10 protein-coding genes and 1 pseudogene are annotated in these 14169 nt (G+C 35.4%); 10 read left to right on the top strand and 1 reads right to left on the bottom strand.

Translation table 11 applies throughout. The features are described 5' to 3' along the window. Positions 1-288: 288 nt before the first annotated feature. The 10 genes and pseudogenes from cdaA to ABC346_RS02465 all read left to right on the top strand — a co-directional run bounded on the left by cdaA (position 289) and on the right by ABC346_RS02465 (position 13456). The gene (cdaA, locus tag ABC346_RS02510; RefSeq protein WP_413233406.1) at positions 289-1110 is read left to right on the top strand and encodes a diadenylate cyclase CdaA; all 822 of its coding nucleotides are present in this window, start codon (positions 289-291) and stop codon (positions 1108-1110) included. After that, on the top strand, positions 1103-2389 hold the full coding sequence (locus tag ABC346_RS02505; protein WP_413233405.1) for a CdaR family protein: 1287 nt from the start codon (positions 1103-1105) through the stop codon (positions 2387-2389). Before cdaA ends, ABC346_RS02505 begins: the two co-directional genes overlap by 8 nt. 37 nt (positions 2390-2426) lie before the next feature. Next, a complete protein-coding gene (gene glmM, locus ABC346_RS02500) occupies positions 2427-3767 on the top strand; it encodes a phosphoglucosamine mutase (RefSeq protein ID WP_413233404.1) in 1341 nt (446 codons plus the stop codon). A 159-nt stretch (positions 3768-3926) separates the two neighbouring features. Continuing rightward, the gene (locus tag ABC346_RS02495) at positions 3927-5723 is read left to right on the top strand and encodes a S9 family peptidase (RefSeq protein WP_413233403.1); all 1797 of its coding nucleotides are present in this window, start codon (positions 3927-3929) and stop codon (positions 5721-5723) included. Positions 5724-5998: 275 nt separating this feature from the next. Further along, complete coding sequence (locus ABC346_RS02490; RefSeq protein ID WP_413233402.1) at positions 5999-6322, top strand: transposase; 324 nt, start codon at positions 5999-6001, stop codon at positions 6320-6322. 16 nt (positions 6323-6338) lie between these two features. Next, positions 6339-7190, top strand: coding sequence for an IS3 family transposase (locus ABC346_RS02485; protein WP_413236498.1), 852 nt, complete (start codon positions 6339-6341; stop codon positions 7188-7190). 959 nt (positions 7191-8149) lie between these two features. Next, positions 8150-9952: a glutamine--fructose-6-phosphate transaminase (isomerizing) gene (glmS, locus tag ABC346_RS02480; RefSeq protein WP_413233401.1), complete on the top strand. Its 1803-nt coding sequence runs from the start codon at positions 8150-8152 to the stop codon at positions 9950-9952. Between the two features lie 934 nt (positions 9953-10886). Continuing rightward, positions 10887-11884: pseudogene (locus ABC346_RS02475) on the top strand (TnsD family Tn7-like transposition protein). 898 nt (positions 11885-12782) lie between these two features. Then, on the top strand, positions 12783-13112 hold the full coding sequence (locus tag ABC346_RS02470) for a hypothetical protein (protein WP_413233400.1): 330 nt from the start codon (positions 12783-12785) through the stop codon (positions 13110-13112). Beyond that, positions 13112-13456: a hypothetical protein gene (locus tag ABC346_RS02465; RefSeq protein ID WP_413233399.1), complete on the top strand. Its 345-nt coding sequence runs from the start codon at positions 13112-13114 to the stop codon at positions 13454-13456. Before ABC346_RS02470 ends, ABC346_RS02465 begins: the two co-directional genes overlap by 1 nt. A 224-nt stretch (positions 13457-13680) precedes the next feature. Here ABC346_RS02465 and ABC346_RS02460 read toward each other — a convergent pair whose 3' ends face one another. Next, complete coding sequence (locus ABC346_RS02460; RefSeq protein ID WP_224935522.1) at positions 13681-14106, bottom strand: hypothetical protein; 426 nt, start codon at positions 14104-14106, stop codon at positions 13681-13683. Positions 14107-14169 lie beyond the last annotated feature (63 nt).

Here is a 14169-nt window from a genome sequence, read left to right as displayed (position 1 = left end):
CTTAAGATTTGGTATAGAGATGAGTTCTATTAACTAATAATTCTACGTTGTTTTAAATAGAATAATTAATTAAGAAATTGACTCATTATTAAATAAAGCATCAGATAAATTAATTACTACCCCCATTAATAAAAAAGCAAGCTCGAAAACACTTACGCAAGGGTCTAAATCATTTGTTTTATGTTATAATTAATAACGTTCGATACATGAAATTTGTAAAAAAGGAAAAGAATGTAAAAGTAGGCTTTTTTGACATAGATAAATTAAACTGGCAAAGGATGTGTGGGCATGCTTGATGGGGGATTTGACATATTAAATCTGTTACGTATTGGCGTAGATATAGCTCTCGTCTGGTATGTATTATATAAATTAATAATGCTAATCAGAGGCACAAAAGCAATTCAATTATTAAAAGGAATTGCCGTAGTGATTATTGTATGGGGAGTAAGTCAAATTCTTAATCTCCAAACAATCCAGTTTTTTACAAACCAAATTATTAGTTGGGGACTTATTGTAATTATAATACTTTTCCAGCCAGAATTGAGGCGGGCACTCGAGCAATTAGGTAGAGGAAATTTATTTGCTCGAAGTGCTAAGTCACAAGAAGAAATTATCCAAAATGATATAAGTGCTATTTTGCAATCCTGTAATTATATGGCAAAACGAAGAATTGGGGCACTTATATCGATAGAAAAAGAAACAGGAATTGGCGACTATGCGGAGACAGGAATTTCGATAAAGGGTAAGCTTTCTCATCAGTTACTTACAAATATTTTTACTCCAAATACGCCATTACATGATGGAGCAGTAATTATAAAAAAAGGCGAAATCTCCGCTGCAGCTTGCTACTTACCATTATCGGAAAGCCCTTTTATTTCAAAGGAGCTAGGAACCAGACACCGTGCAGCGATGGGTATTAGTGAAGTAACTGACGCATTAACGATTGTTGTATCAGAGGAAACAGGTGCTATCTCGTTTACAAAGAACGGGGAACTACATCGAGATATTGATCAAGAAAAACTAAGTGATGCGTTGGCTAAACATATGTCATTAGTTCCAAAATCCTCAGAAAGAAAATCGAGGAAACGGAGGACTGATAAAGATGGATAATTGGTTTCGCAGTAAATGGTTTGTCCGCTTGTTTTCATTAGCTTTTGCGATATTCTTATATGCATTTGTAAATGTTTCTGATGATAATGATCCAGGAAATTCCGATTCAACATATTCTAGTCTGGGAGAACAATCTGAATTATTAAGTGATGTGCCGGTAGAAATTCAGATTGACCGAGATAAGTATGTAGTTAGTGGAGTTCCTGAGAGCGTCCAAGTTAGTTTACAAGGTACTTCCGGCAGTGTTACACCGTTAGTTCTCCAACGTAACTTTGAGGTTTTTGTAGACCTAGAAGGATTAGGGGAAGGAACCCATGTTGTTGAATTAGAGCATACAATCAATAAAAACGATGTGAAAGTGTATATTGAGCCGAAAACAATTGAGGTAACGATAGAAGAACGAGCCTCAGAAGAATTTACGGTCGTTGCAGATTTTATTAATGAAGACAAAATGGCGAATGGTTTTGAAATGACTGATTATAGAATAGAACCATCTACCGTCACAATCACTAGTTCTCGAAGTGTTATTGACGCGATTGGTACTGTGAAAGTTTATGTTAATTTAGAAGGTGTAGATGGATCAATTAATAGTAGAGAGCTCCCGATAAATGTATATGATTTACAAGGGAACGAGCTAGATGTTCGTTTAGATCCGGAGAATGTACAAGTCTCCGTAGATGTTAATAATCCAAGTAAGTCTGTACCATTATCCGTTGAGACAACAGGAGAATTACCAGAGGGCTATTCATTAAATTCAATTTCTGCTAATGTAGAAGAAGTCGAAATTTATTCAACTAGCAGTCGTCTAGATGAAATTTCTGAAATAAGTACAGAGGAAATCGACTTATCTGAGATAAACGAATCCGGTACAATTGAAGTACCAATACAATTACCAGAAGGCGTTTATGCTCCTGAAATGGAAATGGTAGAAGTAACTGTCGATGTTGAATCGTCAAGAGTATTTGAAAATGTTCCGATAGAGGATGAGGGTCTAAGTGATGGATTAGCTTTTGATTTCTTAGATCCTTCCTCAGGGGAATTAAATATAACTACTTCTGGTGATGCAACAATTATTAATGATTTATCAATAGAAGATTTTCGAGCATTTATAGAATTGACAGATTTAAGTCCAGGGTCACATCAATTACCTATAACGATTGAGGCTCCGAATGAAGAAGGAATTAATGTCACCACTGAAGTCGAAGAAGTTAGTGTAGAGATTAGTGGGTCTGAGCAAGCCAATCAATCCGAGCAAGACGAAGACCAAAATCAAGATTAACTAATGTATGTATTGGTAACTAAAGGAGAGGTATGTAATGGGTAAATTTTTTGGAACAGATGGCGTGAGAGGAGTAGCAAACGAAGGTCTAACACCTGAACTTGCATTTAAGTTGGGACGTTTCGGTGGATATGTACTTACGAAAGAAAGTGAAAGACCTCGCATATTAATTGGACGAGACACACGTGTTTCTGGCCATATGCTAGAAGGCGCTCTTTTAGCTGGTCTGTTATCCATTGGTGCTGAGGTAATGCGATTAGGAGTTATTTCTACTCCGGGTGTTGCATATTTGACGAAGGCAACTAGTGCTCAAGCAGGAGTAATGATTTCTGCTTCTCATAATCCTGTAGAAGATAATGGAATTAAATTCTTTGGCCCAGATGGTTTTAAATTAACTGATGCACAAGAAAATGAAATTGAATCACTGATGGAGGGTGAGGATAATTTACCTCGACCAACAGGAGCAGATATCGGAGTTGTCAATGATTACTTTGAGGGTGGACAGAAGTATTTATCTTATCTAAAAGATACGATTGATAATGACTTCGAAGGAATCCGTATTGCAATCGATTGTGCTCATGGAGCAACCTCTAGTCTGGCAACACATCTTTTTGCTGACCTAGAAGCAGATATTTATTCGATTGGTTCATCTCCAGATGGATTAAATATTAATGATGGTTTTGGATCTACACATCCAGACAAATTACAAGAATTTGTCTTAGAAAAAGGAGTAGATATTGGTCTTGCTTTTGATGGAGATGGAGACCGTCTTATCGCTGTTGATGAGAAAGGTAACCTAGTTGATGGTGATAAAATTATGTATATTTGTGCTAAATATATGCATGAGATAGGTATGCTACGTAAAGATACTGTGGTATCTACAGTAATGAGCAACCTTGGTTTTTACAAAGCATTAGAAAATGTAGGACTAAAAAGTAATAAAACTTCTGTCGGTGACAGATATGTGATGGAAGAGATGCGTGAAAATGGATATAACTTGGGTGGTGAGCAGTCTGGTCATATTATATTCTTAGACTATATTACTACTGGTGACGGGATGTTATCGGCCATTCAACTTGTTAATGTGATGCGTGAAACAGGGAAACCTTTATCCGAGCTTGCTGATGAAATGGTTGTCTTTCCTCAAGTATTAAAGAATGTTCGCGTAATGGATAAAAATCAAGCACTAAGTAGCTCGATTTTATTAGATGAAGTAGATGCAGTAGAAAAAGAACTTGGTGAAGATGGACGTGTATTAGTAAGACCATCTGGTACGGAGCCATTGGTACGTGTGATGGTAGAAGCAAAAACAAAAGAAGAATGTGAACAATACGCTGACCGTATTGTCGAAGTAATCGAAAAGCATTTAGGAGCATAAATAGAAAAGACAGCGCAATTGATTCGCTGTCTTTTTGTTTGCGCAAAATTTCCTTCTAGAGGCGGAGGTAAAAGCATCGTTAGACTGTTACTATATCCTAACTTCATGATAAAATTGAAAGTATACAAATAATCAGAAAATATTAAGGGGTGTTATGAGATGATTGATTTTCCTAAATCTACGGTTGAACAGTTTTTTCGCACATATACAATCAACCATTTTAATGTGAATAAAGATGAAAGTAAATTAGTGTTTGCAACAAATATAAATGGGACGTCAAATTTATGGGCAATGGATTTAAAGCAAGGGAGCAAGTTTCCTTATCAGTTCGCACAAAAAGGAGAATCCTCTAATTTTACAGTTTTTGATCCCGAGGGGGGATATGTCCTAACAGATTTTGATAGTGATGGTGATGAAAATTACCAAATCTATGCCCTTCCCTATGAAGGTGGGATTCCCAAACCATTAATTACAGGAAAACCTGACGATAAATTTTTATTTAGTCACCTAAGTGAAGATGGAAAACGTATTTATTATAATACCTCTGTGGGCAATCCTTCTTTTTTAAATACACGTATGAAAGATTTAGAAAATGATTCCGATACGTTGATTTATGAAGGAGATAAAGGACCAACCAGTATAGAGGCTGTGTCTGAAAATGAAACGTCTTTTGTCTATATTCGTATGTTTGCTAATACGTATAATAACGCTTTTGTTCAAATGGGAGAAGAAACGGTATTTTTAACCCCTAACCCGGAGAAAGTACACGTATCCTATGACCCAATATTTACAGATGATACGACGATTTATTTCCTGACCGACTATGATAGTAACTATAGCTATCTAGCCAAGTTTGATTTGAGTACGAGGAATTTTGAGAAAGTATTAGAACTAGAAGAAGAATCATTAAATACATTAAAGTACCATAAAGAATCGAAATCCTTTTATATAGTTACGGAAAAAGGTGTCTTAGATAAACTATATCATTACAAACTGACTGATAACAGTGTTACAGAATTAAATACACCATTTGATATTGTTGAGCAATTGAAAGTCATGAAATCTGGAAACGTATATGTATTAGGACGTACAGCCACGCTACCGTTGAATATTTTTGTTTCTACTAAAGAACCCGAATGGGAGCAATTGACCACGAATCGTGTGCTCGGAATTGATGAATCAGAGTTAGTAGATCCAGAAGTGGTTACGTATAAATCATTTGATGGAATGGAAATTGAGGCACTGTTATTTAAAGCGAATTCGGAGAACGCCAATGGCTATACAGTATTTTGGCCACATGGTGGACCACAAGCATCTGAACGGAAATTTTTCCGTGCGATGTTCCAAAGCATTCTGCATCGTGGTTACAATATCTTTGCACCTAATTTCCGAGGTAGTACTGGGTATGGTTCAGAATTCGTGAAATTGGTAGAGCAGGATTGGGGATACGGTCCACGACTTGACAATGTAGAAGGAATCAAATGGTTATTTGAACAAGGTATTAGTGATCCTGATCATTTATTCTTAGTAGGAGGAAGCTACGGTGGCTATATGGCCTTGCTCTTACATGGTAGACATCCAGAATATTTTAAAGCCGTTATCGATATATTTGGTCCAAGTAACTTATTTTCATTTGTAGAGTCTGTTCCAGAGGATTGGAAGCCAATAATGGAAAATTGGGTGGGAGATCCAGAACGTGATAAAGAGAGATTCATTCGAGATTCTCCAGATACGTATTTAGATACAATGACGAAACCGATGCTAGTGATCCAAGGGGCAAAAGATCCACGCGTGGTAAAAGCAGAGTCGGATCAAATCGTAGAGAAGCTAAAAGCAAAAGGAAGAGATGTAGAATATTACGTATTAGAAGATGAAGGGCATGGATTTTCTAAGAAAGAAAATGAAATAAAGGTCTACACATGGATGCTTGATTTTCTTGATAAGCACCAAGGATAACATGTAGAAGAATAAGTTGTAGCTAAATGTGAGATGCTTATGGTACTTGTACTACTGTTCACAGTAGAGCAGATTACATTTAGCTTCAACTTTATTTTTACTAGAATCGTTTGAAGCCCTTGTAAATTCTGTGCTAACTTGAGAAGTTCTAAAACCCAAAATCAGAAGTGAAATCCGGAAAAGTAGTGAATAGTAGTGCTAGTCTAAAAAATGGACACGCATAAATGAGATTAATCATTTATAATCAAATTAACCAATAAAAGGACGTGTTCATCATGGCTTACTCTCAAGAGTATAAAGATTATATTTGTAAATTAATAGTTGATGAGAATCGGGTGGTAAAAGAAGTTGCTTATGAATTAAATATTCCATATAGTACGCTGGGGAGATGGGTGAAAAATTATAAAAAGACCGTGAAGCCTGAGACCATAAGTCAGAAAGACCGGTTTATAAGTTCGGAGGATCATCAAAAAGTTTTAAGTGAAAGAGATAAAGAAATATTAAAGCTTAAAGAGGAAAATGAAATTTTAAAAAAGGCCATGCACATCTTCACAAAAACCAGGAATAAGATATCAATTTATCTACAGTCATCAAGATGAGTATCCAGTGGTGAGGATGTGCGAAGTCCTAAGAGTTTCTAGAAGTGGGTATTATAATTGGCTTTCTAACCAAGAAAAGGAAGCCTCTGATAGAGAGAAAAAAAGAGAAGAATTGAAACGAAAAATAAGTCAATCTTTTCATAATAGCTTTGGAACCTACGGAAGCCCAAGGATCCATAGTGATTTAATTGAAGAAGGATATATTATCTCGCAAAAGACCGTGGCTCGTATCATGCAGGAAATGTCACTGAAAGCGATCATTTCGAAAAAGCGCGTCCATACAACGGATTCCAATCATCACCTTCATATTTATCCGAACCTGCTTAATCAAGAATTCTCTGTTGATGAACCAAATCAAGTGTGGGTATCCGACATTACTTATATTTGGACGATAGAAGGATGGGTGTATCTTGCTTCTGTTTTGGATTTATGTTCTAGAAAAATAGTTGGTTGGGCGCAAGCGCCTCATATAAAAAAGGATCTAGCCTTGAAAGCTTTGAAAATGGCAATGACTACTAGAAATCCTGGAGAAGGGTTGATTCATCATTCTGATCGAGGATCTCAATATTGTTCGCATGAATATATCAATGAATTAAACAAGATAAAAGCGAAAATAAGCATGAGTCGAACAGGAAACCCTTATGACAACGCTTGTATAGAATCTTTTCATGCCACCATAAAAAAAGAGTTAATATACAGAAATAGATTCAACACACGAGATCAAGCTGTGAAGGCAGTTAATTATTACATTCGTCATTTCTATAATGAAAAAAGGAAACATTCTGCATTAGGTTATGTATCTCCAAATAAATATGAAAGACATTATAATAAAACACAAAATGAAAATTACTCAAAAGTAACTCAATAGGCTTTAGAGAAGGAAAGTTGTGCATTTAAACTTTTCATCTCCAAAGTCCCAGTAAGCGAAGCGCGGTAGGCACTTAGCTTTTACTTAGTAATGAAATTTAGTGTCCATTTTCTTGACATAAGTCCAATAGAGCTGTTCTAAAACCCAAAACAAGAAGAGAAATCTGAAATAGTAGTGAATAGACAGGTTCTAAAACCCAAAACAAGAAGAGGAATCTGGAAAAGTGGTGAATAGAGCCGTTCTAAAGTCCAAAACAAGAAGAGAAATTTGGAAAAGTGGTGAATAACACCTACCTCTAGCCCCAAAACTCCATAAGAAATCCTGAATAAATAGTGGATAGTACCTCAAAAATTTAAAATAGTTAAGAAATCCATCAAAAAATACTCTAGATTGCATTTTTAACTCAAATTGTATAGCTATTCCTATGAGAGAACTTTCTTTATTTAATGGTTCCGAGGCACGTGTCGTAACCTTTCCGACATAAATTCATAAACTGGTTGCAGGAAAACAAGAAAATAGTTGACCAATTTTCTATCTTTCCGTTAGAATAAAGAGAGTTCTTGTTTTTCCTACGTAATATAAGTCCGAAAGCAAGGGCAACTAGTACAGGAAAGGAGCTTATAGAGCGTAATTTTAGGAATTATAATCACAAGCGCCAGGACTATTCTTCGGACGGATTGAAAGGATAGTTGACGAGGTGGAGGTTATCGATTTTTCGGCGGGTGCCTCCCGGCTGTCATCACAGTCGAAGCTTTATCTTTAAAACAGTAGGGTGACCTATTGCACAAAAGGATAAAGAAAGATGTCTTATTAAATACTAAAATACACGGGAAAGGGGCAGCAATAGGCCCCTTCACTAAAAGAAGATGTTCATAGGGGTTATAAAAATTCTCCCTATTTGAACACTCGCTTAAAGTCGGTCTTTTTGTCTGCCCCTTTAATTCAAGGAGGACATCGACATGTGCGGAATCGTCGGTTATATTGGACAAAATGATACAAAAGAAATTTTACTAACAGGATTAGAAAAGCTAGAATATCGCGGATATGACTCTGCAGGAATTGCAACGCTAAATGATAATGGCGTTCATGTAACAAAAGTAAAAGGTCGTATTGCTACATTACGTGAGGATGTAGATGCAACTGTAGAATCTACAATGGGTATTGGACATACGCGTTGGGCGACACATGGTGTACCAAGCGTAATGAACGCTCACCCACATCAAAGTACTTCTGAAAGATTTACTATTGTTCATAACGGTGTTATTGAAAATTATATCGATATTAAAAATGAGTACCTTGCAGATGTATCTTTTGTAAGTGAAACAGATACAGAAGTAATCGTACAGCTAATCGAAAAACTTTATGAAAAACATCAAGATACGAGGAAAGCATTTAGCGAAGCAATGAGCCTGCTTAAAGGTTCGTACGCAATTGGATTAATTGATGCGGAAGATAGCGAAACGCTATACGTTTCTAAAAACAAAAGCCCATTATTGGTTGGTTTAGGAGAAGGATTCAACCTTGTAGCAAGTGATGCCATGGCTACATTAAAAGAAACAGACCAATATTTGGAGATTTTTGATAAAGAAATCGTACTTGTAAGCCGCAATCATGTAGAAGTACAAACATTGGATGGTCAAGTAGTAGAGCGTAAGCCTTTCACTGCTGAAATCGATGCAAGTGATACAGAAAAAGGAACTTACCCTCACTTCATGCTGAAAGAAATCGATGAGCAACCAATTGTAATGCGTAAAATTATCCAAGAGTATCAAGATGACAAGGGTCAGTTGAAACTTGATCAAGATATTCGTACAGCAATGAAAGATGCAGATCGAATTTATATCATTGCAGCAGGAACAAGTTACCATGCTGGATTAGTTGGGAAAGAATTTATTGAAAAACTAGCGAATATTCCAGTAGAAGTTCATGTAGCAAGTGAATTCTCATATAACATGCCATTACTATCTGAAAAACCATTATTTGTATTTATTTCACAAAGTGGAGAAACAGCAGATAGTCGTGCTGTATTAGTAAAAATTAAGGAATTAGGACACCCAGCACTTACACTAACAAATGTGCCAGGTTCTACCCTTTCTCGTGAAGCAAATTATACGATGCATTTACATGCAGGACCTGAAATTGCTGTTGCTTCTACAAAAGCATACACTGCACAAATAGCAGTACTGGCAATTTTAGCTGTAGATACAGCAAGAGTAAAAGGTCTAGCATTAGACTTCGATCCACTTCAAGAGCTAGCAATTGTTGCAAATGCGATGGAAGTATTAACGGATCAAAAAGAAGAATTAGAACAATTAGCAAGAGATTATTTCGGAACAACACGCAATGCGTTCTTTATCGGACGTAGCACAGACTACCATGTAGCTCAAGAAGCGGCATTAAAGCTAAAAGAAATTTCTTATATCCAAGCAGAAGGTTTTGCTGGAGGGGAATTAAAACATGGTACGATCGCGCTAATTGAAGAAGGAACACCAGTTATTGCGTTAACGACACAAGAAAATGTAAATTACTCTATTCGCGGAAACGTGCAAGAAGTTGTTGCTCGTGGAGCAAATGCAATGGTCGTAAGCATGAAAGGCTTAGAGCAAGATGAGGATGCATTCGTAATCCCACATGTGCATGAGCTATTAACACCATTAGCAAGTGTTATTCCAATGCAATTACTTGCATACTACGCTGCACTTCACCGTGACTGTGACGTTGATAAGCCAAGGAATTTGGCAAAATCTGTGACGGTTGAGTAATTGAGGGTTTAAATAAGTAATAAATATGTCCCTGTTACTTTCCACTTCCCCACGCTAAAAAGTCGGTACCTACTGTTAAATAGTTGGTACATTAGAGGGAAGAGTGTGGAGGAAAAAAGAGCAGACGAGCAATATGTATTCAATCTTGATTCAATCATAAAATCAATATCAACTCAGGCTGGATCCAATAGTGGTCCAGTCTTTTTCTATGTATCCAATAACCCACCAATCCTTTGTCCAATAAGGGTTTCAATAGCCTTTTCAATTTCTAAATCCGTAGGATTTCCAATCTCTATTCATTTTGTTTCCTAAATGTAACACCATCCTACAATTGCTATATTTCCTTTCTTTTCTCTTGATTCTTCTCTCTGTTCGGTACGAACTCTTTAACATTGTCCGAATATTCGATACAACCCAGAGCGGGAAAAAGAGGGCGAAAATGGGGGTTTTGGGGAAGAACTTAATAACATTGCCTTTAGGCGTAAAAGAGTGAGTGAAGCCTTGGGGGATAAGGGGTTGAGGGGAGATTGGTGAGGGAAGGAGAAAGTAACAGGGGGATATAGTAGAAGAAAGTGAGAATAAAGAGTTAATAGACTAATAATATTGGAGATATAAGATAAAATGGGTATAGTCCAATAAAGGATGAGCAATTATGTGTTACCAAAAATATCTATAATAAACAAAGAAAGTTCTTACTTTTGTAATTCATAACCAGTCTACAAAGAACTTGAATTTATCATTAGAAATAGTAAAAGACCACCGAGGATTTAATTAAGATTGGTATGTAAATTTTGTTCATGTATTTTTCTTTGATTTTTATTGAAGTATCACTTGGAAGTTTATAATGGAGAATTAAAAAAGAAAATGGATATATGTGACAGATAATAGATATGGTGAAAAATTGATGCAAAGGTAAACAATAAATAAATCAATTATGAAAAGAACGGTAAAATCTTCAAAAAGGGCTTTTCAGGAATATTATTTAGATGAATTTCTTAAAAACATAGATGTTGGGATGGAATCCACAAAATTATGGTTGGCCTCAATTACAAGAAAACATCGAAAATCATTTCATCCCTATTATCATATTCTATTACTTAATTTTCTTGGATTAGAAGTTAATGAAGTTTTCCGAAAAACTCCATTAGAGGTTGAACCTTTTGGAAAACCAAAGTGGCCCTGTTTAAACATAGTTTGTCCAAATTACAAGAAAGATGTTATTCAGGAAGTCCGATTAGAAGCTGTGAGAGAACGAAACAGCCTATTGATAAGTTTTCTTGTAAACATTGTGATTTTACCTATACTAGAAAAGGTCAAGAGCAGAATGGAGTAGATCGTTTTAGATATACCAGAATAATGAACTTTGGTTACCTTTGGAAAAAGGAGCTTAGTGTATTGGTTGAGGAGAAATTAAGTTATCGGGAAATAGCTCGTAGGCTACATGTTGATCCTAATACGGTGGTTAAATATGCAAATGCAGACGTAAATGAATCTAAATCTACGGAATTTTTGAATGTAGATAAAGCTGATTCAATGGTATATCACCATAAAGCATGGTTGCAATTGCAACAAGATTATCCGAATCTATCTAAAACAAAACTGAGAAACAAAAAGCCGTCAACGTATGCCTACTTGTATAGAAATGATAAAGAATGGTTACATAATAATTCACCTAAACTACTAAAAGGAAATAGAGAAAATAAACGGATAGATTGGGAGAAACGAGATCAATAAATTTTAGATAGGGTTCAGAAGGCAACATGGGAACTTAGAAACCGGAATGTAAAACCAAAGAGGGTAACAGTTAAAAGCATTGGGGATGCAATAGGTGAAAGAGCGTTATTAGGGCAAAAATTAGATAAGATGCCGAAAACCAAAGCATTTATTAATGAGGCTTGGGATCCGAACAAGAATTTCGTTTACGTAGGGTAGAGCAAGTTATCCAAGACATGAGTAAAGCGGTTGAAGTAGTAAGGTTATGGAAGGTGCTAAGAAAGGCAAATATAAAAAAGAAATTTTATATTGAAATACATCAGGTAATTCAGATTCATATGTTTAGAATAACTAATATTAAAGATAAGTCCCTTGATTAAAACAAAAAACATCAAGAGGCTTTATATATTATACTTCTAATCTCCTTGATGTCTTATCACGATTGGCTTTCGGGCTTTTACTCTGGCACTTAATTGGGATTATTTCTGATCTTATTCCTGGCTCTTTCTTAGGCATTTAAGACCGATCTAAGGGAAAAGGTAAAAAAGGATGATAATAAGAGTGAAGAAAAGCATGAAATGCCTTCCGCAAATATCTATTGTTAGAAAAAATTGAATGACTTGGCTTGGAATTTTAATGAGATTAGAAAGAAAGAATTTTTACCAGCATGGATAGCGGAGGCAGAAAATCTTGAATTAAGTGAATTAAATAGTTTTCGAACGGAATAAAAAAGGAGATGGATACAGTCCAAAATGCATTTACGTTCTCCTATAATATCGGAGTAGCTGATGGAAGTATGAACAAGTTAAAAACAAACAAACGCATCATGTCATGTATGGCAGAAGCAATTTTGAACTTCTACGGAATAAATTATTACTGCTTGAATCACGTAAATTCGACTAGCTTTGGAAAGAACCTTTTTTACGCTTACTCTTACTATGTATATTTGTACCCATTTATCAAAATTTAGTAGAGGAACATTATAGTTTGATAAGTTAGAATAAAAAAACTATAATATCTTGTTTGAATTAAAATAATTTTCTGATATAATAATAGGTAGTAATTACCACATTAGTGGAGTGTAGTTACTATATTAATAGGAATGGAGGATGAATAAATGAAAAAAAAGGTGTTTGTTTTAATGTTTTCTACGTTATTATGTTTCTCCGCATTTGGAAATCCAGTATTTGCAGAAGAAAGTGTGGCTGTTGAAAAGGAAGGCGAAGTTAATCCAGAATGGGCACCGGTTACAAGAATTTGGCATGAATTCGGACCGGTTGCATATCAAGGACGCACGGTGTATATACAAACAACTAAATATAGAGCGTCCTTCGAGGGGTACGTATCTGCTAGAAATGTAGGTGGAGGACTTTTCATGTATGAAGGGTATTTATACAATTCTCAAGGGCCTATTCCGATACCTTCTAAAGTTAAGGAGGATAAGTAATGAAATTTTTAACTAAAATTTTAGCTTTTACATTTCTGCTGACGTTTGGCTCTATTATTCTAGTTAGTCAAGGAGCTAGTGCAAACGAGCTTGATGGTGATAATGTGGAATTACAAAGTGCCAATTCTATAAGAGCAGCTACTCATATTGACAAACCAATTAGAGATTTCGACAGAGGATTGGTATCGTTCCCAGATAAAATTTGGCATACTAGAGGAGAGTATCGTGGATATTTATACGTAAGGAACTTTGAAGAATTAAGCAACGGTATGCTTAGAGCAAATTACGTAGGTACTTTATATAAATACGTAAGTCCAGTTAAAACTGATCCGGAATTAGAGTAGTAAGAAAAAGAGGTAAATTTACTTATGTCTTCATCATTCAAAAAATTCCAGCAATCAAGGTGCAATTGCTGGAATTTTTTCTTTTTAGTTATATTAAAAAAGATTCGAACTTGACTAGAGATAGAATTGCTTCTTATTTTACTGTCATTGACATTTATCCTGACTTTGGAGAGCCGGGGGTTCTGAAAGCTCTTAAAAAGACTGAAGTCCATTATTGAAATTTTTTATCTTTCAATAAATTCAACGTGAGAATGTGATAAATTCGTGTAGATATTTTTATATTTACTTACTTGCTCAGAATCCTCAATTTGGAAATCTGAATCACTGATCTCTGCTGAATACTCGCTAAAGTCTTTATCACTTTCTTTTAGTGTAAATTCTATTTCTAAAGATTCATTCTCATTTTCAAACTGAATCACAAGTTCATCATCTTTCAGCTCATATGTTCCTTCTTCGCCATCAATAGCATCAGTAATTACCTTTCCATCTGTAAATTCTAATGTCATTATAGAGTCATATTTATCAGGAGTGTTAGGTGATGAAACCACACTAACATCGAACGTTTTTCCCGATAAATTGCCGCTGTTGCTACAAGCTGTTATGATGAGTATGGATAAAACTGCTATTAGTATTATAAAGCTTTTTTTCATGTAAAAATTCCTCCTTTTATTAGTAATACGATGAAGGATGTTTATAAGTTTCAAAAAATTATG

The organism is Oceanobacillus phoenicis, from assembly GCF_047238145.1.
In the GTDB taxonomy this organism is placed as follows: Bacteria; Bacillota; Bacilli; order Bacillales; family Amphibacillaceae; genus Oceanobacillus.
This window is presented reverse-complemented; position numbering and strand designations above follow the sequence as displayed.

Coding starts and splice junctions, on each gene's coding strand:
- cdaA (WP_413233406.1), top strand. CDS start 289: ATGCTTGATGGGGGATTTGACATATTAAATCTGTTACGTATTGGCGTA.
- ABC346_RS02490 (WP_413233402.1), top strand. CDS start 5,999: ATGGCTTACTCTCAAGAGTATAAAGATTATATTTGTAAATTAATAGTT.
- ABC346_RS02470 (WP_413233400.1), top strand. CDS start 12,783: ATGAAAAAAAAGGTGTTTGTTTTAATGTTTTCTACGTTATTATGTTTC.
- glmS (WP_413233401.1), top strand. CDS start 8,150: ATGTGCGGAATCGTCGGTTATATTGGACAAAATGATACAAAAGAAATT.
- ABC346_RS02460 (WP_224935522.1), bottom strand. CDS start 14,106: ATGAAAAAAAGCTTTATAATACTAATAGCAGTTTTATCCATACTCATC.
- ABC346_RS02495 (WP_413233403.1), top strand. CDS start 3,927: ATGATTGATTTTCCTAAATCTACGGTTGAACAGTTTTTTCGCACATAT.
- ABC346_RS02505 (WP_413233405.1), top strand. CDS start 1,103: ATGGATAATTGGTTTCGCAGTAAATGGTTTGTCCGCTTGTTTTCATTA.
- ABC346_RS02465 (WP_413233399.1), top strand. CDS start 13,112: ATGAAATTTTTAACTAAAATTTTAGCTTTTACATTTCTGCTGACGTTT.
- ABC346_RS02485 (WP_413236498.1), top strand. CDS start 6,339: ATGTGCGAAGTCCTAAGAGTTTCTAGAAGTGGGTATTATAATTGGCTT.
- glmM (WP_413233404.1), top strand. CDS start 2,427: ATGGGTAAATTTTTTGGAACAGATGGCGTGAGAGGAGTAGCAAACGAA.